This is a genomic window from Pseudomonas sp. E102, from assembly GCF_052660185.1.
In genome coordinates this window covers 4,183,982-4,203,725 of record NZ_CP084025.1, presented here as the reverse complement: position 1 = coordinate 4,203,725, position 19,744 = coordinate 4,183,982, and the positions used below count along the sequence as shown (strand labels likewise).

The 19,744-nt window shown below is 62.5% G+C and carries 18 protein-coding genes; 11 read left to right on the top strand and 7 right to left on the bottom strand.

Features of this window, described 5'->3' with window-relative positions; all coding sequences use genetic code 11:
- Positions 1-83: 83 nt before the first annotated feature.
- Together DOCECA_RS19170 and DOCECA_RS19165 are read right to left on the bottom strand one after the other, a co-directional pair.
- Positions 84-632, bottom strand: a complete 549-nt coding sequence (locus DOCECA_RS19170; RefSeq protein WP_420766319.1) for a methyl-accepting chemotaxis protein — start codon at positions 630-632, stop codon at positions 84-86.
- A 1,449-nt stretch (positions 633-2,081) separates the two neighbouring features.
- Complete coding sequence (locus DOCECA_RS19165) at positions 2,082-3,752, bottom strand: diguanylate cyclase (RefSeq protein WP_434649062.1); 1,671 nt, start codon at positions 3,750-3,752, stop codon at positions 2,082-2,084.
- 418 nt (positions 3,753-4,170) lie between these two features.
- On the opposite strand from DOCECA_RS19165, the gene DOCECA_RS19160 reads away from it, so the two are divergent.
- The 6 genes from DOCECA_RS19160 to DOCECA_RS19135 all read left to right on the top strand — a co-directional run bounded on the left by DOCECA_RS19160 (position 4,171) and on the right by DOCECA_RS19135 (position 10,870).
- Positions 4,171-5,238 carry a DUF2333 family protein gene (locus DOCECA_RS19160; RefSeq protein ID WP_445570935.1) on the top strand — a complete coding sequence of 356 codons (1,068 nt, stop codon included), beginning with the start codon at positions 4,171-4,173 and terminating at the stop codon, positions 5,236-5,238.
- A gap of 3 nt (positions 5,239-5,241) precedes the next feature.
- Complete coding sequence (locus tag DOCECA_RS19155) at positions 5,242-5,799, top strand: NUDIX hydrolase (protein ID WP_434560855.1); 558 nt, start codon at positions 5,242-5,244, stop codon at positions 5,797-5,799.
- A gap of 169 nt (positions 5,800-5,968) precedes the next feature.
- Positions 5,969-6,340 (top strand): translation initiation factor Sui1, encoded by a 372-nt coding sequence (locus DOCECA_RS19150; RefSeq protein ID WP_420766281.1) that lies wholly within the window; start codon positions 5,969-5,971, stop codon positions 6,338-6,340.
- Between the two features lie 209 nt (positions 6,341-6,549).
- Positions 6,550-8,463: an arginine decarboxylase gene (gene speA, locus DOCECA_RS19145; protein WP_039593533.1), complete on the top strand. Its 1,914-nt coding sequence runs from the start codon at positions 6,550-6,552 to the stop codon at positions 8,461-8,463.
- A 302-nt stretch (positions 8,464-8,765) separates the two neighbouring features.
- Positions 8,766-10,076: a type VI secretion system Vgr family protein gene (locus tag DOCECA_RS19140; protein WP_434649061.1), complete on the top strand. Its 1,311-nt coding sequence runs from the start codon at positions 8,766-8,768 to the stop codon at positions 10,074-10,076.
- Positions 10,073-10,870 (top strand): DUF4123 domain-containing protein, encoded by a 798-nt coding sequence (locus DOCECA_RS19135; protein WP_434560851.1) that lies wholly within the window; start codon positions 10,073-10,075, stop codon positions 10,868-10,870. The genes DOCECA_RS19140 and DOCECA_RS19135 overlap by 4 nt, the downstream gene beginning before the upstream one ends.
- A 3-nt stretch (positions 10,871-10,873) precedes the next feature.
- On the opposite strand, the gene DOCECA_RS19130 is transcribed toward DOCECA_RS19135, so the two are convergent.
- Both DOCECA_RS19130 and DOCECA_RS19125 read right to left on the bottom strand, forming a co-directional pair.
- A complete protein-coding gene (locus tag DOCECA_RS19130) occupies positions 10,874-12,223 on the bottom strand; it encodes an MATE family efflux transporter (RefSeq protein ID WP_420766284.1) in 1,350 nt (449 codons plus the stop codon).
- A gap of 70 nt (positions 12,224-12,293) precedes the next feature.
- A complete protein-coding gene (locus tag DOCECA_RS19125; protein ID WP_420766285.1) occupies positions 12,294-12,587 on the bottom strand; it encodes a hypothetical protein in 294 nt (97 codons plus the stop codon).
- Between the two features lie 164 nt (positions 12,588-12,751).
- Between DOCECA_RS19125 and DOCECA_RS19120 the strand changes: the two genes are divergently transcribed.
- Genes DOCECA_RS19120 through DOCECA_RS19105 form a run of 4 tightly spaced genes read left to right on the top strand, consistent with a single transcriptional unit; the run spans position 12,752 to position 15,017 of the window.
- Positions 12,752-13,057 carry a MazG-like family protein gene (locus DOCECA_RS19120; protein WP_420766286.1) on the top strand — a complete coding sequence of 102 codons (306 nt, stop codon included), beginning with the start codon at positions 12,752-12,754 and terminating at the stop codon, positions 13,055-13,057.
- On the top strand, positions 13,054-13,803 hold the full coding sequence (locus DOCECA_RS19115; protein ID WP_434560847.1) for a methyltransferase: 750 nt from the start codon (positions 13,054-13,056) through the stop codon (positions 13,801-13,803). The genes DOCECA_RS19120 and DOCECA_RS19115 overlap by 4 nt, the downstream gene beginning before the upstream one ends.
- Positions 13,804-13,828: 25 nt before the next feature.
- Entirely contained in the window at positions 13,829-14,437 is a 609-nt protein-coding gene (locus DOCECA_RS19110) for a DUF4136 domain-containing protein (protein WP_434607954.1), read from the top strand.
- A gap of 22 nt (positions 14,438-14,459) precedes the next feature.
- On the top strand, positions 14,460-15,017 hold the full coding sequence (locus DOCECA_RS19105) for a DUF4136 domain-containing protein (protein ID WP_434649059.1): 558 nt from the start codon (positions 14,460-14,462) through the stop codon (positions 15,015-15,017).
- 30 nt (positions 15,018-15,047) lie between these two features.
- Here DOCECA_RS19105 and DOCECA_RS19100 read toward each other — a convergent pair whose 3' ends face one another.
- Positions 15,048-15,902: a MaoC/PaaZ C-terminal domain-containing protein gene (locus tag DOCECA_RS19100; RefSeq protein ID WP_434649057.1), complete on the bottom strand. Its 855-nt coding sequence runs from the start codon at positions 15,900-15,902 to the stop codon at positions 15,048-15,050.
- 2 nt (positions 15,903-15,904) lie between these two features.
- On the bottom strand, positions 15,905-17,257 hold the full coding sequence (locus tag DOCECA_RS19095; RefSeq protein ID WP_434649055.1) for a 3-oxoacyl-ACP reductase: 1,353 nt from the start codon (positions 17,255-17,257) through the stop codon (positions 15,905-15,907).
- A gap of 144 nt (positions 17,258-17,401) precedes the next feature.
- On the opposite strand from DOCECA_RS19095, the gene DOCECA_RS19090 reads away from it, so the two are divergent.
- Complete coding sequence (locus tag DOCECA_RS19090) at positions 17,402-18,679, top strand: acetyl-CoA C-acetyltransferase (RefSeq protein ID WP_420766292.1); 1,278 nt, start codon at positions 17,402-17,404, stop codon at positions 18,677-18,679.
- Here the strand turns inward: DOCECA_RS19090 and DOCECA_RS19085 are convergent.
- On the bottom strand, positions 18,666-19,694 hold the full coding sequence (locus DOCECA_RS19085; RefSeq protein ID WP_434607947.1) for a bile acid:sodium symporter family protein: 1,029 nt from the start codon (positions 19,692-19,694) through the stop codon (positions 18,666-18,668). The two genes, DOCECA_RS19090 and DOCECA_RS19085, sit on opposite strands and share 14 nt — an antisense overlap.
- Positions 19,695-19,744 lie beyond the last annotated feature (50 nt).

Below are 19,744 nucleotides of genomic sequence, written 5' to 3'. Positions count from 1 at the left end.
GCACATTCATTACCCATGCAAACTGAGCCACCGCTATTGCGAGCAGGCTCGCTCCCACAATGGGTTTGTAGTGTTTGCTGAGGTCATACCCGAAATGCCTGGACTGCGGTGTGCAACCGCCCGCCGAGCACCAGGAGGTTGTCGCCTTGCTCGCGACCCTGGCCGATGCGCAGCAGGTTATCCCCGCCCAGTTGGTGAATGCGCTCGCTGTGGTCGCGGATTTCGCTGACAGCGCCGCTTTGCTGAGCCGTGACATCGGCGATTCGCACGGCGGTATCGGCGATGGTCTGGATTGCTGCGACGATTTCATCCAAGGCGCCGTCAGCCGCCTGGGCCTGGCTGGCGGTGGCCTCGGCGTGTTCAACCTGGGCGCGCATGCCATCCACTGATTGGCGCGCGGCCAGTTGCAAGCGGGCGATCAGCGCCTGGATTTCCGAGGTGGCGCCAGCGGTGCGTTGGGCCAGGGAACGGACTTCTTCAGCCACCACCGCAAAGCCCCGGCCCATTTCCCCGGCGCGGGCGGCTTCGATGGCGGCGTTGAGGGCAAGCAGGTTGGTCTGGTCGGCAATCGAGCGAATGACCGTCAATACGCCACCAATGGTTGCCGACTCCTCGGCCAGTTGTTCGATCATTTGCGCATTGCCTTGCACTTCGCCCACCAACGCATGGAGGCCGGCGAGACTCAAACCGATGACTTGCTGGCCATGTTCCACGGCGTTACCGGCGCTGCGACTGGCCTGCGCGGCCTGGCTGGCATCGCCAGCCACTTGCTGGATGGTCGCTTCCAGTTCGCCGAGCGAGTCACGGATCAATGCGGTGTCGCCGGCCTGGTCCTCGGCGCCACTGTGCAGTTCGCCGCTCAACTCGGCCAGGGCGCGGCTACTGCCAGCGACCTGTTCGGCGTTCACCCGAATGGTGCCCACCAGGTCCACCAGATAAGCGCGCAGGCGATTGAGGGACGCCTCGATGTCTTGCATTTCACGGTTGCTGGCGCCCATGTGGATGCCCCGGCTGAAGTCGCCTTCGGCCCAGGTGGACAAGGCCGGCGCCAGGTGCGTCAAGGTGCGGGCCAGGCGTCGTTGCAAGGTGTCGATGAGCAGCGCGATCAGCAGGATCAAGCCGATCATCACGCCCTGGATCAAGCGAACCTCCCTCTGAATCTGCCCATGCTGGGCACGTACCGCCGGTTCCAGGGTGTCGATGGCCGTCTGTGCATCAGCGATTTTCAGGTGGGTGGCGCGGCTCAGTTCGGTGCGCTTTTGGATCAGCTCCCGAGTGCGGGTCAATTCCGCAGGGTAGCGGCCGAGCAGGCTGTTGAGCTCACGCTTGAGACCGATGCCGGCGTCCTCGCTGACAGTTTTTTCCTGGGTTTGCAGGCCCATCAGCGCGGCAAAATCATCGCTACCCGATTCGCTGCTGGCGGTTACGCCCAGCAGAGGCAGGCTCTCGAGGCGTTCTGCTTGCACACGGATGCCTGCCAGTTCCCGCTCGACATCGGCGGCCAGTTCGCTGCGACCGCTGCTGACCAATTTGTCACGGGTGAGGGACAACCGACCCAGGTGCTGTGAAGCGGCGAACAATGGAGGCGAGTAGGCCGGGGCGCCACTTGCGTACTGGGCGAGTCGATCGAGACTGGCGCTCAGTTCCCGTTCGGCCTGCAACAGCAGGGCCTGAGGGTCGCCGGCCAGCTTGCCGGCGGCCAGCAGGTCGGTCCTGCTGAAGTTGTCGAGGTTGGACAGGCTTGGGCGCAGGGTCTTGGCCAGGTCCGGTGGGAACTGGTCCAGCTCCTTTTGCAGGCTTTCCAATGCTTGGGTAGCCGCGCTGAGGCGCAGGGCGTCGCCGCTGGCCAGGTAGTCCTCGATGTTGCGCGCCACTTCGCTCTGGAACTGCCGCGACAGGCCGAGGTAGCGTTCCATCAACAGGTAGGGTCGCTCCAAGGCAATCTGCGACCACCAAAGGGTCGCGCCAAGGCCAAGGCATACGGCAACTAAGAGAAGGGTGTTGAGATTGGTCAGCAGCTTCAGGCGCATCAAGGGTCTACCGGGGGCAGAATCGAAGTGCCTGAAGTTATTGCGTTTGCGTTACACGTTTATGACCGAATCAGTGGAATCCGATGAAAAGGTGGCACTTTGCTTTGATTGTGTGGCGCTCTGTACCCGGTTGCGTCCGGCATGCTTGGCGCGGTACAACGCTTCGTCCGCCTGGCTGGCCATCATCAGGCTGTCGGACGCTTCGCTCATTTCCACCACGCCGGCGCTGAAGGTGCACCACAGGTCCTGGGGTTGGGCCGGGTAATGGATTTCGGCGAAGCGTTGGCGGATTTCGTCCAGCACCTGGCAGGCTGCATCAATATCGGTGTCGGGCATGACGATAGCGAACTCTTCGCCGCCATAGCGCCCGATGAAATCGGTCTTGCGCAGGCGCTGCTTGAGAAACAGCGCCAGGCTCTTGATCACTCGGTCCCCCATGGGGTGGCCGTGGCTGTCATTGACCCGCTTGAAATGATCGATGTCCAGCATGGCGAAACTCAAGGGCTTGCCTTCGCGGCGGGCGCGAAAACTGCAATCCTCGAGCAATTGCAGGATATGGGTGTGGTTGTAGAGGCCGGTGAGGCTGTCGCGCACCATTCGCGCCTTGAGATTGCGCGCCCGGGCCGCGCGGTTGCGCACGGTGGTGATCAGGTGCCGGGGTTTGATCGGCTTGGTCAGGAAGTCGTCGCCGCCTTCGCTCATGGCGTCGAGCTGCTTATCCAGGTCGTCTTCGGCGGACAGGTAGATGATCGGCACGCTGACATAACGGTCGTTGTGGCGAATTACCTTGGCCAGTTCCGTGCCGGTGCAAGCGGGCATGTACATATCGAGAATGATCAGGTCGGGCTGGAAGTCCGCCAGTTCGGCCATTGCCTGGATCGGCTCGATCAACGTCCGGGTGATGATGCCGGCGCTGTTCAGCAGCCGTTCGGTGTGCAAGGCCTGGGCGCGGGAGTCATCGATGATCAGCACTTTATAGGGCTCGTACTGGGCGACGCAGGTCAGCACTTCGATTTTTTCCAGCAGGCTCGACGCCTCGAGCGTGCCGGTTAGAAATTCCTGGCCGCCGGCGCGCACCGCCGCCAGGCGGGTGGGCGTATCGGTTTCAAGCAGGCTGAAAAAGAGCAGCGGGATGGCCTGGTCGAGGCCTTCCTGGGCTTGGGCCGCCAACGTCAGGCCCACGCCAGGGCCGCTGAAATCCACGTCCATGACGATCGCCGCGGGCAGGCGCTCGACCATCGCGGAGCGGAACGCGGCGATACTGTTCAACGCATGGGCGCTGAGGCCAAAGAATACCAACTGCTTGGCCAGCCGTTCCGCGCGGTCATGGTCTTGCAGCATCACGTAGATGGGCTTGCGCAGCGGTGGCAGAAAGGTCTGCTCGAGTTGATCGCCGTGGCGCAGGCCGGTGCGGGACAGGCGTTGCATCAAACGGTTGATGTCGCTGATCAACTGGCTGCTCAGGCGGCCGCGATTGGCATCCACCGCTTGCAGCGACTGGCTGATGCCGTGGGCAAGCTGGCAATGCTCGGGCTGTTCGAAACGCTCGGCAAAGCGCAGCAGGCGCAGATTGGCTTCGCTGAGCTCAGACAGGTCGTTACTCGACCACTCGCTGCGTTGCAGGCGCTGCCATATCTCAAGGATCTGGCGAGCCTGATGAATTACCCGCTGGGCAAAGTGGTGCTTGAGGCGCTCACGGCTGGGGTCTTCTGACTCGGTCATATCCTGACTACTAGTTAGGGGGCATGCTGAGGTCGACTGGTGGCTCTATGCTAGCACCTCTTTTCCCTTACATGAGTGTCGTACGTCAATAAACTGCCAAGAGATGCGATTCAGTTTTCGACCGCACGGTCTTCGATTGGCGGCCTGTCATGCACCGGGGGCCGAGAATAGAGGCTTTCGGGGGTTTTTTGGACTGTTTGTCCAGTTGCTTCGTTGGGTGCGCAAGCACGATTCGATTCGCTGATATCGAGTCAGCTCGCTACCAAATCATGACTGGCAGGGTTAAGGGAAACCCTTAGGTGGCTCCTGGTCTGGTGGCGGTAATTGTCCTATAAGCCCAACGACGGATGCCGGCCAAGGCACGTTGATGTAAGGTTGTGGTCGAACCGTGAACTCAAGTGATTGAAGGAACATCGCCATGCTGGACTGGAAAAACCGCGCGGGCAGCGCGCCTGAACGCGCCGCCGAGCCGAAATCGGACACCCGCAGCTACCTGGGCGGGCTGTTTTTCAGCCGGGCACTGGCCACGCTCATTGGTTTGTATCTGCTGGTGACCATTGCGGTGGGTTGGTATTGGAGCCAGGAGCCGGCGCTGTTTCTCGTGCAGCAGAACGCCCAGGCGGCGGCCGAGAAGGACGGCAGGCAAATGGTGGTCGGCTACACCACCGTCGAAACCCTCAAGACCGTGGCCGGAACCTTGCTGACCAAGCAGGGTGGCTACATTTCCAATGACCGCTTCCCGCCGGGCCTGTGGATGGACAACATGCCGAGTTGGGAATACGGCGTGCTGGTGCAGGTGCGCGACCTGAGCCGCGCCTTGCGCAAGGATTTCGCCCGCTCGCAGTCACAGTCCGCCGAAGATGCGGACCTCGCCAAGGCCGAGCCGCGCTTCAACTTCGACAACCGCAGCTGGGTGCTGCCCTCCAGTGAGTCGGAGTACCAAGAAGGCATCAATTCCTTGAGTCGTTACCAGGCGCGCCTCTCCGATCCAGGCCAGAAGAGCGCATTGTTCTATGCCCGCGCCGACAACCTGAACAACTGGCTGGGCGATGTCGGCACTCGCCTGGGGTCGTTGTCCCAGCGGCTGTCCGCCAGCGTCGGCCGGGTCAAGCTCAACACGTCGCTGAAAACCGAAATCCCCGCGCCCGGCCAAGTGCCGCAGGTCGACGAAGAAGTGGTTGAAACCCCATGGCTGCAAATCGACAACGTGTTCTACGAAGCCCGTGGTCAGGCCTGGGCGCTGTCTCATTTGCTGCGCGCCATCGAGGTGGACTTCGCCGACGTGTTGGCCAAGAAGAACGCCACGGTCAGCGTGCGGCAGATCATTCGTGAGCTGGAAGCCTCGCAAGAGCCGGTCTGGAGCCCGATGATCCTCAATGGCAGCGGTTTCGGTGTATTGGCGAACCACTCGCTGGTCATGGCCAACTATATTTCCCGCGCCAATGCGGCGGTCATCGACCTGCGTCAGTTGCTGAACCAAGGCTGATCGATGGACGAAAGCACTCGGGAGGCGGCTCACCGAGCGGCTTCGGATGCCGAGCTCATCGCTTGGGTCGACGAGCATGACAACCTGCTCGGCAGCCTGGTGCGCTCGGATCTGCGCGAGCGCGGCCTGATCGGGCGGGGCACCTACATCATGCTGTTCAATTCGGCCGGGGAGTTGTGTGTCCATCGGCGGACGCTGAGCAAAGCCATCTATCCCGGTTACTGGGATGTCGCGGCCGGCGGCATGGTGCAGGCGCACGAGAGCTACGCCGAGTCGGCGGCCCGCGAGCTTGCCGAAGAGCTCGGTGTCAGCGGCGTGGAGCTGGTCGCCCACGACCATTTCTATTTCGAAGACACCGGCAGCCGCCTGTGGTGCTCGGCGTTCTCGGCCGTGTGGGATGGTCCGTTGGTGCTGCAGCCCGAAGAAGTGCTGGAGGCGCGTTTTCTGCCCGTCGAGCAGGTGCTCGATGAAATCCGCCACAAGCCTTATTGCCCGGACTCCCTGGCGGCTCTTGGGCGCTATTTGCGCGCCTGCGAAGCCGGTGTCGCAAAGAAGCTCTAAATTGGCGCCGATTGGCCCTTAGCAAGTCGCCTTTTTGCCGTTACACTGCGCGACTTTTCAAGCTTGGCCGACATCGTTCGGCCCAGTTGCGCTGCCCCTGCCTGAGTGGGGCTTCGCGGTCGAGGCTTTCGCCCCTTGACCAGTCTTTGTCCTCCGAAGAGGATTGCCGGTGGCCAAAAAAGCCGCATCCTTCGCCGCCCTGGGTGGCCTGGTATTTTCTACCGACGCCGGTCGTCATTGCCCCGATTGCCGCCAACCGGTGGATGCCTGCATCTGCAAACAGACAATCATCCCCGAAGGGGACGGTATCGCTCGCGTGCGCCGCGAAAGCAAAGGTCGCGGCGGCAAGACGGTGACGACCATTACCGGTGTGCCGCTGGCCGAAGACGCCCTCAAAGAACTGGCGACGACGTTGAAAAAACGCTGTGGCACGGGTGGCGCGTTGAAGGACGGCGTCATCGAGATCCAGGGCGATCACGTCGAGCTGCTGTTGGCGGAACTCACCAAACACGGTTTCAAGGCAAAGAAATCCGGCGGCTAGCAGCCTCTGTGAAAACCACCCCGGCTTGATCCGAACCCCGGTTCGGGGTCGCCTACATGGTTTTCACAGAGCCTGTTCTGAACGGGTTCTAAACTCAGCGCTGCGGGCAGGGTCTACCGTGCTTACAGGCAAATCGTCATTTCCATTCTCTACACTGCGCCAGCCTGCGACCGGGTGGGTGCATTTTGACTTCTTTATAGGGGACTTCGATGTCCGTACGACGCACACGCAAAGACGATGGCAGCCAATGGACAGTTGCGGACAGCCGCAGTGTTTACGGGATTCGCCATTGGGGGGCCGGGTATTTCGCGATCAATGAAGCCGGTCGCGTCGAAGTCCGTCCGAACGGCCCCGACAGTTCGCCCATCGATTTGTACGAGCAAGTCGACCAGTTGCGCCAGAGCGGCCTTTCGCTGCCCTTGCTGGTGCGCTTCCCCGACATCCTGCAAGACCGGGTGCGTCAGCTCACCGGCGCGTTCGACAGCAACATCGCGCGCCTGGAATACCAGAGCCAGTACACCGCGCTTTACCCCATCAAGGTGAACCAGCAGGAAGCGGTGATCGAAAACATCATCGCGACACAGAACGTGTCGATCGGCCTGGAAGCCGGCTCCAAGCCCGAGCTGCTGGCGGTGCTGGCCCTGGCGCCGAAGGGCGGGACCATCGTCTGCAACGGCTACAAGGACCGCGAGTTCATCCGCCTGGCGCTGATGGGCCAGAAGCTGGGCCATAACGTTTTCATCGTGATCGAGAAAGAATCCGAAGTCGGCCTGGTGATCGAAGAAGCCGCGTCGCTCAAGGTCAAGCCACAGGTCGGCCTGCGGGTTCGCCTGTCGTCCCTGGCGTCGAGCAAGTGGGCCGACACCGGTGGCGAAAAATCCAAGTTCGGCTTGTCGGCCGCGCAGCTGTTGTCGGTGGTCGAGCGCTTCCGTGGCGCGGGCCTGGACCAGGGCATCCGCCTGCTGCACTTCCACATGGGTTCGCAGATCGCCAACCTGGCGGACTACCAGCATGGCTTCAAGGAAGCGATCCGTTATTACGGCGAGCTGCGCAACCTTGGGCTGCCGGTGGATCACATCGACGTCGGCGGCGGCCTGGGCGTGGACTACGACGGCACGCACTCGCGCAACGCCAGCTCCATCAACTACGACATGGACGATTACGCCGGTGTCGTGGTGGGCATGCTCAAGGAGTTCTGCGATGCCCAGAGCCTGCCGCATCCGCACATCTTTTCCGAAAGCGGTCGTTCGCTGACCGCGCACCACGCCATGTTGGTGGTGCAAGTGACCGACGTCGAGAAACACCACGATGACGTCCCGGTCATCGAGAACAAGGAAAGCCTGCCGGAAACCGTGCAGTGGCTGGTGGACCTGCTGGGCCCGACCGATATCGAGATGGTCACCGAGACTTACTGGCGAGCCACCCATTACATGAGTGACGTGGCAGCCCAATACGCCGATGGCAAGCTGACCCTGGCGGAAAAAGCTTTGGCCGAGCAGTGCTACTTCGCGGTGTGCCGTCGCCTGCACAATTCGCTGAAGGCCCGCCAGCGTTCGCACCGCCAGGTGTTGGACGAGCTCAACGACAAGCTGGCCGACAAGTACATCTGCAACTTCTCTGTCTTCCAGAGCCTGCCGGACACTTGGGCGATCGGCCAGGTATTGCCGATCCTGCCGCTGCATCGCCTCGACGAAGAGCCACTGCGCCGTGCCGTGCTGCAAGACCTGACCTGCGACTCCGATGGCAAGATCAAGCAGTACGTCGACGAGCAGAGCATCGAGACCAGCCTGCCGGTCCACTCGCTCAATCCAGGCGAGGATTATTTGTTGGGTATTTTCCTGGTGGGTGCCTACCAGGAAATCCTGGGTGACATGCACAACCTGTTTGGTGACACCGACTCGGTGAACATCTACCAGAACGCCGATGGCAGCGTGTACCACGCCGGTATCGAAACCCACGACACCATCGAAGACATGTTGCGCTATGTGCACCTGTCGCCGGAGGAGTTGATGACTCACTACCGTGACAAGTGCGCCAGCGCCCGGATCACGGCAGCCGAGCGCACTCAGTTCCTGGATGCGCTGCGACTGGGGCTGACGCGTTCGTCCTACCTTTCTTCCTGACGGCGGCCCCTTGCGGGGCCGCTGTTGCAGGCTAGAGCGATTCATCGTGGCGAGGGTAGCTCGCTCCCGCTGGCGCGCAATGGTCCCGATGGGGCCAGATGCGCCCAGCGGGAGCAAGCTACCCTCGCCACGTTGTATCTGCATTGCAAACCCGTGCGCCGCGTTTATCGGCCTATTGATGCCGTTTAGCTGACGGCGTCCTAATTTCATGTAGTCCCTTTCCTAAATAGTCCTTGAGCCCTCTACTCGTCCTCTGCTGTCGGCGAGAATGCCCGGTCGCCCCTCCTGTAGAGAAAACGCCGATGTCCGATCCAGCCTGCGAGCTACCTTTTCGTCTGGAGATAGCCGGTCTGTCCGAACCTTTCGTCGTCGTAGCCTTAACAGGCAATGAAGCCATCAGCGAACCCTTCGTTTTCGAAGTGGAGCTGTCGGTCAGCGACATGGCCCTGGACATGGCTGGGTTGCTGTACCGCAACGTCTGGCTGAGCTTCGGAACCAAGGATCAAGGCATCCACGGGCGACTTCACGAAATCGTCCACCGCCATGGCGAGAGCTGCCGGGTACGCATCGGGCCGAAGCTGGCGAGCCTTGCGCAGCGTTTCAGTCAACGGGTCTTCAATGCCTGCTCGGTGCCACAGATCATCCGCCAGGTCCTGGGCGGGCATGGTATCAACGGCCGCAGCCTGTGCCTGGATCTGAGCAACGCTTATCCTTCGTTGGATCTGTATACCCAGTACCGCGAATCCGACCTGCATTTCCTACAACGAATGTGCGCCCAGGCGGGTATCCACTTTCATTTCGATCACACCCGGGACGGGAAATGCCTGGTTTTTGCGGATACGGCGGGCAACGTTCCGACGATGGACAAGGCTTTGTACAGTGTTGAAGGGCGGGCCCGCGCAGTGCGTGCGTTCACGGTGAAGGCGGATATCCACGGAGCTTTGGTCGCCCAGGGCCGTAGCGATCTGACGCACTTGCACGCCGGCCAGATCCTGTCGCTGAAGGGCCATCCTCATGGAAAGTGGAACCAGGGCTGGTTATTGACGCAGGTTGAACACCACGGTCATGCGGGCGGTTATGGCAATCTTTTCCAGGCCATTCCCTGGGGGATGCCCTTCTTGGTGGACAGGGCGCCGGACAAGCCTGTCATGGTGAGCAGGCAACGCGGCTGGGTCGTGGAAGTGGATGAGCCGCGAGTGGCCGGGCGAGTGGCGGTGCAGTTCGACTGGGCCTATCAGGGAGAGGGCGCCATCCCCAGCCATTGCTGGCTGCCCTTGGCACCCGAGCTTGCGGCGCGTGGCGTGGGGACGATTGCCGAGGGCACCGAGGTTCTGGTGAGTTTTATCGAGGGCGACCCGGACCGTCCCCTGGTCAGCGCATTCCTGGGTGGCGCCCCCGGCGCGCAGTCAACGCAGGCGCTTCCTCCCACCGCGCCTGCCGGGGAAATTCCCGGGGCTTCGGGAGTCGATTCATCCATGTTGTCCGCAATCAAGGATGGTGAGCCACTGGTCTTGCTGTGCCTTTTGCCAGGCGGGGGGCGTTTCAGCCCTTGTGCGCAGCCGGTGTGTACCTGTCGCATGGTGATGGGACAGGGCGCGGGCGCGGCGCCATGAATGTGGCCACCTTGCCGGGTCCCGCTCCCCAATGGCTGCTGTTAGACGTTCCGGACGCGCCCGAGGCCGCACAGCGCCTGAAGGAACAGTTTGCCGAGGTGCCGCGTTTTGCCCTGTTCGAGGGAACCGAGTTCGACGGAGCGAGATCACACGGCCCGTTGTTGGTGGATCTTAGGCAATCGCCTGCGCTGGCCAGCCTGTGCCATCTGGACGCTCGATCCTGGCCCGGGTTGCTGTTGGTGACCTCGACGCCAGCCGAGTCCTTGCTGGTACATTTGCGGCGCATGCTGACGGTGACGCTGGGCCTGCATTACAAGGCCTTCCTGAGTTATTACAACCCGCACACCGCCAGCTATTTCTTCGATGCCTGCGATCCCCGGGAGCTCAGTTGCTGGCTGGGACCGATCAGCCTGTTGCGCTGGTTCGGTGGCACCTGGTCCGATCGGACGATGGGGTGCCAGGGGTGGCAACAGCTCTCCAATCCCAGGCTTGCGGTGCCTGCGCTGGAAAACGAGCATGGCCTCAGCGACAGGCAACAGGTCAAATTGCAGGAGTGCTTCCTGGAACGTCACGTCTGGCGATGGTCTCGCTCCACTGGCCATGACTATTGGGTGCTCTGGGACTACGTGCAACAGGGGCGCAAGCTGGGGTTCAGCGAGCAGGCCGTTCTCGACGGCTGGTTATGGCTGCGCTTGCAATACCCCGATGCCGAGCCCGTGCCGGGGCTGCCTGGTGGTTCCCAGCGAGAACGTCTCGATCATTTGCGACGCCTCTGGCAAGGCAAACAGGGCTGAACATCATCGAGTTTCGGCATCGACCCAGCCGCCCCGACGGTGCAAGAGCCAGGCGACCGTCCCGAGCGTCAGGCTGCGCACCGTCATGAACAACAGGAAAGTGATCCACAGTCCGTGGTTGCCGAGTCCTTGCAGCGCCCAGGCCAGCGGCAACACCAGCAACAGGGTCAGGAGCATGCCGTTGCGCATTTCCCGGGCGCGGGTGGCGCCGATGAACAGGCCATCGAGCAGATAGCTCCACACGGCAATCAATGGCAGCGTTGCCAGGTAAGGCAGGTAGCGGTAAGCGGTGTCGCGCACGTCGGCAATGTCGGTCTGCATGTCGATGAACAAATGTCCGGCCAGCAGAAACAGCAGTGCGAACCCGACGCTCGCGATCAAGGACCAACCGCAGGCGACTACCAGCGAACGGCGCAGGGCCAGGCGGTCGCGAGCGCCAATGGCGTGGCCGCATAGCGCTTCCACCGCATGGGCCAGGCCATCCAGGGCATGGGCGGTAAGCAGCAGGCCATTGAGCAGCAGCGCATTGGCCGCCACCGTCGCGTCCCCCAGCCGCGCGCCTTGCACGGTGATCAGGAAAAACACCGATTGCAGCACCAGGCTGCGGATGAAAATGTCCCGGTTTACCGCCAGCAGCGGTCGCCAGCTCTGCCACAGGCTCAGGGCGGCCCAGGCGATCCGCCCTGGCCAGGCGCGCAGCGTCCTTCGGGCCAGGGCCAGGCCCACCAGCGCGCCCGCCCACTCGGCGATGACCGAGGCGCGTGCCGAACCCGTCACGCCCCAATCCAGGCCGATCACGAACCACAGGTTCAAGGCGATGTTCACCAGGTTGGTGACCAACAGGATCGTCAACGGTGCGCGGGCGTTCTGGGCGCCAAGGAACCAGCCCACCAGCGCGTAACTGGCCAGCGCCGCCGGCAAGCCGAAAAGCCGGGTGTGGAAGAAATCCCGGGTCAATTGGTCGAGCTCGGCCGAGGGCTGCATGAAGTGCAATGCCACGTCGCTCAACGGAACCCCGACCGCCCCGAGCACCACCGACAGCCCCAACGCCAGCAAGAGTCCTTGCAGCAAGACCTGCCGCAGCGCAGCGCCATCGCCACGCCCGGCTGCCTGGGCGGCGAACCCGGTCGAGCCCATGCGCAAGAACCCCATGGCCCAGGCCAGCACCGTGTACAGACTCGCCCCGACCGCCACCGCGCCCAACTGATGGGCATGGGGCAAGTGGCCGATGACGGTACTGTCCACCAGTGCTACCAGCGGTACGGATATATTCGAGAGAATCATTGGCGCGGCCAGCGCCCATACCCGACGGTGGGTGAGGCGGTCGCGCCAGTCGGCGATCAGGTTGGACATGGTGGCTCCTTGATGGAGCGCGATTGTAGCGTTATCGCAGCGTTCGTTCCTGATGTCGCCCTGTTTGTCTTCAGTGGATGATCCAGCTCAGCAACCACAACCCCAATACCAGCCAGATAATGCCCATGACAATCGAGGCCCGCATAAAGGCGCGGATCGCCGAATACAGCAGCATCAGCCCGAGGATCAGTGCGACGATGCTGATGATCGAGGTGTCCATGCCAAGCGTGCGGGACAGGCCATCGACAAAATTGCCACCGGCATTGGCCAAGGTGTTGAACAGCCCGCTGAGCAGGTCGACGATGAAACGGATCACCGAACCGAGCGCCTGGCCGAGCCATTCGAAGAAACTTTCTACCTGCATGTTTGCATCCTGATGGAGAGGAATCGGAATCGAGCCGTCGGCTCCTGACTGTAGGAGTTGTGGCGGCTGCGATCGTTCGATTATGGAGCAATTCACCGCTTCGTACCGAGACGCTTGCCTTCCCTCGTCATCGCCCCGAAGCTATGCGCATTCAGGAGAACCCGATGAACCTTGTTGAACTGACCGAACGCCTGCATGCCATTCGTGACCGTAACGATTGGCGGCAATTCCACAGCCCGAAGAACCTCGCCATGGCCGCCAGCGTCGAGATGGCCGAGCTGGTCGAGATTTTCCAATGGCTGACCGAGGACCAGTCGCGCCAGCTGCCCGCGGATAAACTGGCCCACGCCGGGCAGGAAGTCGGTGACATTGTGTTGTACCTGTTGCTGCTGTGCAGCGAGTTGGGCTTGGATATGGACGCCGTGGTGCGCGGCAAATTGGCCGACAGCGAGCGGCGGTTCGCCCCATGAGTGACCGTCATTTCGACCAGCTCGCCACGCGTTTCGCGGAAAAAATCTACGGCGGGGCCAAGGGGGCGATCCGCCTGGCGGTGCTCCAGGCCGATTTGCTTGAAGCCTTGCCTGACCGCCCGTTGCGTATTCTGGATGTTGGCGCGGGCCTGGGGCACATGTCACTGTGGCTGGCCGAGCGTGGTCACCAGGTGACCTTGGCTGAACCGGCCGAGCCCATGCTTGAGGGTGCCCGTCAGCGGTTTGCCGAGGCCGGCCAGGACGCAACGTTCATTCAGGCGCCGTGGCAGGACCTGCTCGGCCAGCTCACCGAACCGTACGATCTGGTGCTGTGTCACGCGGTGCTGGAGTGGCTGGCCGAGCCCCACGCGATCCTGCCGGTTCTGCATCAACTGACGGCGTCTGGCGGCTGGTTGTCGTTGGCGTTCTACAACCGCGACGCGCTGGTTTATCGAAACTTGCTCAAAGGGCATTTCCGCAAGTTGCGCAAAAACGACCTGGCCGGTGAAAAACAGAGCCTGACCCCGCAACAACCCCTTGATCCTCGCGAATTGGCGGCGCAACTTGAAGACCTGTGGCAGGTCGAAATTCAAAGTGGCGTGCGGGTTTTTCATGACTACATGCCGGTGCAATTCCAGGGCCGCGTAGAACTCGCGCAATTGCTGGAAATGGAACTGGCCCACCGGCGCCACCCAGCGTTTGCCGGGTTGGGACGCTACCTGCATTGGGTCTGTCGTCCCCTCTGATCCGGAAGAGCAGTCGGAGAGCGAAATGAAAGGTCGTTCAGGATTATTGGTGTTATGCCTCGGGCTGGCAGCCTGCCAGAGCGACAATCCGTATGTCGCGACTTCCAATCCGTTGCCGCCGGCGCCGCCCGAGGCCGCCAAAGTGTTCGATCGCAGCGCCTATCCGGCGCCGCCCCGTGACTATGGCCGCTATCGCAGTTGGGCCTGGCTCAACGGTCGGTTGCCGCCGGGTACTGCCTGGGCGGATTCGGCCCAGGTGGCCGAAGCGGTAAGCGCAGCGTTGGACCAACGCGGGCTGCGTCCGCTGCATGACAATCGCCCGGCGGACCTCTTCGTCAGTGCCGACCTGCGCCTGGAAACCCGGCTGCGGCAGGTCCGGGACGACTATGACGCGGGCTATTACGGCGGCTACAACCGCTACGGGCCGGGTTATGGCATGTACAACACCATTCCCGTGATGCGCACCTATCAGGAGCAGGTCGTGGTGGTTCGGGTCGATCTGTTCGACGCCCGAAATGGCCAGCCCGTGTGGAGCGCCAGCGCCGAGACCAGCCAGCGCGGCAATCAGAGCGAGCGCACCGATGCCATTCGTGACGCGGTGGAAAAGGCCATGTCGGCCTATCCTCCCAGTTGATTCAAACAACGGAGAAAAAACCATGTTTCGCCGTCTTGTCCCGCTTGCCCTTGCCCTGTTGCTCAGCGCCTGCGCTTCCAACCAGGTCAATCATGATTTCGACACCAGCCGCGACTTCGCGGCCTACCGCAGCTGGAGCTGGAAGGAGCCGGCGTTGCAATATCGCCCGGACGATCCGCGCATCAAGAGCGACCTGACCGAACAGCGCATCCGCCAGGCGGTCGCCGATCAACTCGACCAGCGTGGCCTGCGTCCGGCTACGGGCGGCGCGCGGGGCGATGTGCAGGTCCAGGCCTACCTGATCGTCGAGGATCGCCAGCAACAGGTGACGACCAACTATGGCGGCGGTTGGGGCGGCCCATGGAATGGTTATTGGGGCGGACCGATGTACAACGAAACCCGTAACCTCAGCTACAAGGTCGCCACCGTGCAGATCGACCTGCTCGACGGCAAGGATGGCAAGCTTGTCTGGCGTGGCAGCGACGAGCAATTGCTCAGTGATTCACCCAACCCGATGGATCGCAGCGCGAAGGTGCGCGAGACGGTGGGGCGGATCCTGTCCAACTACCCACCGCGTTGATTGGTTGACCTATAGGTTGGGTGGAAATACTCAAGCAACCGGCTGCCAACTTCCCAGCATATGCTCCAGCTCACCAGCCCCCACCAATCGCAATTGCCCGCTAGAACCGGCCGCGCTCGCCAACAATGTCACCTCGCTGGGCAGGCGCACCGGCTTCTTGAACGTTACGTCGATTTCGATATTGGCTTCGGGCAAATGATCATCGAGCGCCGCCAACGTCCTTGCCTTGTTCCACAGACCATGGGCGATGGCAGTGGGGAAGCCGAACAACCGGGCGCTGGCGCCGCTCAGGTGGATCGGGTTGTAGTCGCCTGACACCTTGGCGTATTGCCGGCCAATATCCACGGGTGCGGTCCAGCGTGTCACTTGCGTCAACTCGGGGCTGTCCTCGGATGAGTCCTCGGCCAATGCGCCGTCAAGCTGGACGCCTTTGCAGAGCATCTGGCTTTGTGCCTGCCACAAGGGGCCCAACTGATCTTCGATACGGGTCACCAGATCGAATACCGCCCCCTTGGCATGAGGCTGCAGGTTCTCGACGTTGACGCTCGCCCGCACCTGGCTGACACCGCCCATGGGCCGCAGCACGCGGATGCGGTTGTTCAGGTGGATCAAGCCCAGCAATGGGAACGGGAAATCCCGGGCGGTCAGCAATTGCATCTGTAAGGCGAACGCCAGCACGTGTGGATAGGTCGGCGGCAATAGTCCGCTTTCGCTGAAACCACACACTTTGCGATAGGCCGCCAGGTTCTTTTGGTCGACCTGGATCACTTGGCGCAGCCCGACGTCAGGCAGGACCGTGCCGGTGATCTTGCGGCGAGTCGCGGCCTTGGCGTACAGCCCTGACATCGAAGGGGCGGTGTTTATTTCCTGCCATTGGATCGTCATGGTCACGCCCCCAACAAGCTTTGCCCGCACACGCGCAGCGCCTGCCCGGTTACGGCGCCGGTGCCTGGTTGTGCCAGCCAGGCCACGGCTTCGGCGACGTCCTGGGGCAAGCCGCCCTGGCCCAGCGAACTCATGCGGCGCCCGGCTTCACGCAGGGCGAAGGGAATGTCGGCGGTCATGCGTGTCTCGATAAAGCCCGGTGCCACCGCGTTGATGCTGATTCCCCGCGCCTCCAGGCCAGGCGCCCAGGCTTGGGCGAGGCCGATCAGCCCGGCCTTGCTCGCGGCATAGTTGGTCTGGCCGCGATTGCCGGCGATGCCGCTGATGGAGGCAAGCAACACGATCCGGCCATTGTCCCGCAGGGTGCCGCTGTCGAGCAGGGCCTTGGTCAGCACCTGCGGCGCGTTGAGGTTGACCGCCAGCACCGCGTCCCAGAACTCGGGCGTCATGTTGGCGAGGGTCTTGTCCCGGGTGATGCCGGCGTTGTGCACCACGATGTCGACGCCGTCGGGCAGGTGTTCGATCAACTGCGCGGCGGCATCTTCGGCGCAGATGTCCAGCGTCACGCTGCGCCCACTCAGGCGCGCGGCCAGGGCGTCCAGGTCAGCCTTGGCTTGCGGGACATCGAGCAGGATCACATCGGCGCCGTCACGGGCCAGGGTTTCGGCGATGGACGCGCCGATGCCACGGGCGGCGCCGGTTACCAGCGCCTTGAGCCCGGTGAGCGGTCGCGTCCAATCCTGGACCTGGGTCTGGCAGACCTTGAGGCGGATAACCTGCCCGGAAACGTAGGCACTCTTGGGCGACAGGAAAAACCGCAGGGCCCCCTCCAACTGCGCTTCGGCGCCGTCACCGACATAAAGCAACTGCAGCGTCCCGCCATGGCGCAACTCCTTGGCCAGGGAGCGGCTGAAGCCTTCCAGCGCCCGTTGCGCACTGGCGGCAAACGGGTCATCGAGGCTTTCCGGGGCGCGACCGAGGATGACGACATGGGCGCTGTGGTCGAGGTTTTTCATGAGGGGCTGGAAGAATTCGCGCAACTGCTTGAGCTGCTCGACCTGCACCAGATGGCTGGCGTCGTACACCACCGCCTTGATTTTCGGGCCGTGGCCGGGGATCCATTCGGTCGCCAGCGTCGGTTCGCCACCGTAGATGAAAATCGCGTCGGTCAAGCGCTTGGCGAACGTGGCGACCTGTTCGGTCAGGGGGCCACCGCCCAACAGCAAGGCGCCCTCGATAGGCCGCAGCCGCCCGGCCTGCCAGCGTTCGAGGCGCACCGGGGAGGGCAAGCCCAGAGCGCCAACCAGACGCAGGCCAATGGGCGAGTTGGCGAAGTCTATGTAACGGTCTGACATGGAACACACTCCGGCTGATGAGGTTCCAAGTGTGGACCATGTTTGGCAATTGGTCGTTCGATCGCCCGGATAAAGCCTAAGCTTGTGGCTGGGCACGTTACCGCAGGCCAATTTCACACATTCGCGCATACAGGGGAGTTCTTCATGGCACAGCTACGCCGCGTCGCGATCATCGGTGGTAACCGCATTCCGTTCGCCCGCTCCAACGGGCCCTATGCCACCGCCAGCAACCAGGCGATGCTGACGGCTGCGCTCGAAGGTTTGATCGAGCGCTACAACCTGCACGGTGCTCACATCGGGGAAATGGCCGCGGGGGCGGTGCTCAAGTTTTCCCGGGACATGAACCTGACTCGCGAATGCGTGCTCGGCTCACGGCTGGCACCCAGCACCCCGGCCTATGACGTGCAACAGGCGTGCGGCACGGGGCTAGAAACCGTGCTGCTGGTGGCGAACAAAATCGCCCTGGGCCAGATCGACAGCGCCATCGCCGGCGGCGTGGACACTACCTCCGACGCGCCCATCGGTGTCAATGAGGGGCTGCGCAGGATCCTGCTGCAAGCCAATCGCTCCAAGACCACCGCCGATAAGATCAAGGCTTTTCTGCAACTGCGTCCCCAACACTTGGTTCCCGACCTGCCGCGCATCAACGAACCGCGCACGGGCCTGAGCATGGGCGAGCATTGCGAGTTGATGGCGCAGACCTGGCAGATTCCCCGAGACGAGCAGGACCGTCTGGCCCTGGAAAGTCATCAGAAAATGGCCGCTTCCTATGCCGAAGGCTGGCATAACGATTTGATGACGCCGTTCCTGGGCCTGACCCGCGACAACAACCTGCGCCCGGACCTGACCCTGGACAAGCTCGCGTCCCTCAAGCCGGCCTTTGAAAAAAGCGCCAAGGGCACGCTGACCGCAGGCAATTCCACGCCGCTGACCGATGGTGCCTCCCTGGTATTGTTGGGCAGCGAAGAGTGGGCGAACGCCCGCGGACTGCCAATCCTGGCCTACCTGCGTGACGGTGAAACGGCAGCGGTGGATTTCGTCAACGGCGCTGAAGGCCTGCTGATGGCGCCGGTCTATGCGGTGCCGCGCTTGTTGGCACGCAACGGCCTGACGTTGCAGGATTTCGACTACTACGAAATCCACGAGGCGTTCGCGGCCCAGGTCTTGTGTACATTGAAGGCCTGGGAGGACCCGGATTACTGCAGATCCCGGCTGGGCCTCGACACGCCGCTGGGCGCCCTCGACCGCAGCCGATTGAATGTGAAAGGCAGCTCATTGGCCGCCGGGCATCCATTCGCCGCGACGGGCGGCCGTATCGTCGCCAACCTGGCCAAACTGCTGGACGCGGCCGGGAAGGGCCGGGGCCTGATTTCCATCTGCGCGGCGGCCGGCCAAGGTGTGACGGCGATCATCGAGCGCTGACCATCGCCTCGCGCGTGGGCGCAGCCTGGGCTCGCTGGCGGCTGGCGTAGCGTTCGGCGAGGATCGAACAGACGATCAGTTGCATGGGGTGATAGATCATGATCGGCAGCAGGATCAGCCCCAGGCCGGGATCGGTGCCGAAGATCAACGCCGCCATCGGCACCCCGGCGGCCAGGGATTTTTTGCTCGCGCAGAACACTGCAGCGATTTCATCGGCGTTGCTGAACCGCAGAGCGCGGGCGGTGCGGGTGGTCATCCACAGGATAATGGCCAGCAGTACGGCGCTGCCGAGCACCGCGCTGACAAGCACGCCATTGCCTTGTTGTCGCCAGATCCCGGAAACCATCGAATTGCAGAACGCGGCGTACACCAGCAGCAGGATGACCAATTTGTCGATGATGCTGGTATAGCGCTTGTATCGGGCGAAGAAACCGGCCAGCCAGCGCCGCAGGAATTGCCCAAGCACCAATGGCAGCAGCAACATCAGGCACAGATCGAGAAGGGTCGAGCCCAGGTCGATGCCACCGGCACCGCTGCCGACCACCAGGCTGACCAGCAGTGGCGTCAGGAAAATCCCGAGCACGCTGGACAGGCTGGCGTTGAGAATCGCCGCCGGCACGTTGCCGCCCGCGCTGCCTGTGAGGGCCACCGACGAGGAGATGGTCGAGGGCAGGGCGCACAGGTAAAAGAACCCCAGCATCAATAGCGACGGCACATGGCGGCCCAATGACCAATCACCGATCAGCCAGATCAAGGGAAACACGACGAAGGTAAAACCTTGCACCATCAAATGCAGCCGGACGTTCTTCAAGCCGTGGCGGACCTGCTCCCCGGACAAGTTGATCCCATGGAGGAAAAACACCACGAAGATGCCGATGTTGACCACCCACTCCGCATGCATCGCGCCGCCCGTGGCGCCGAATCCGGGAAAGAAATACGCCAACAAGGTGGCAAGCAACATGCCGCACAGGAACCAGTCGGTCACCAGGCGTTTGAGGTGTCTGAGGATGTGCATAGGGCACCGCAAGTTGTATGAGAAGTCTACTTAGCCTAACGTCGGCCTGA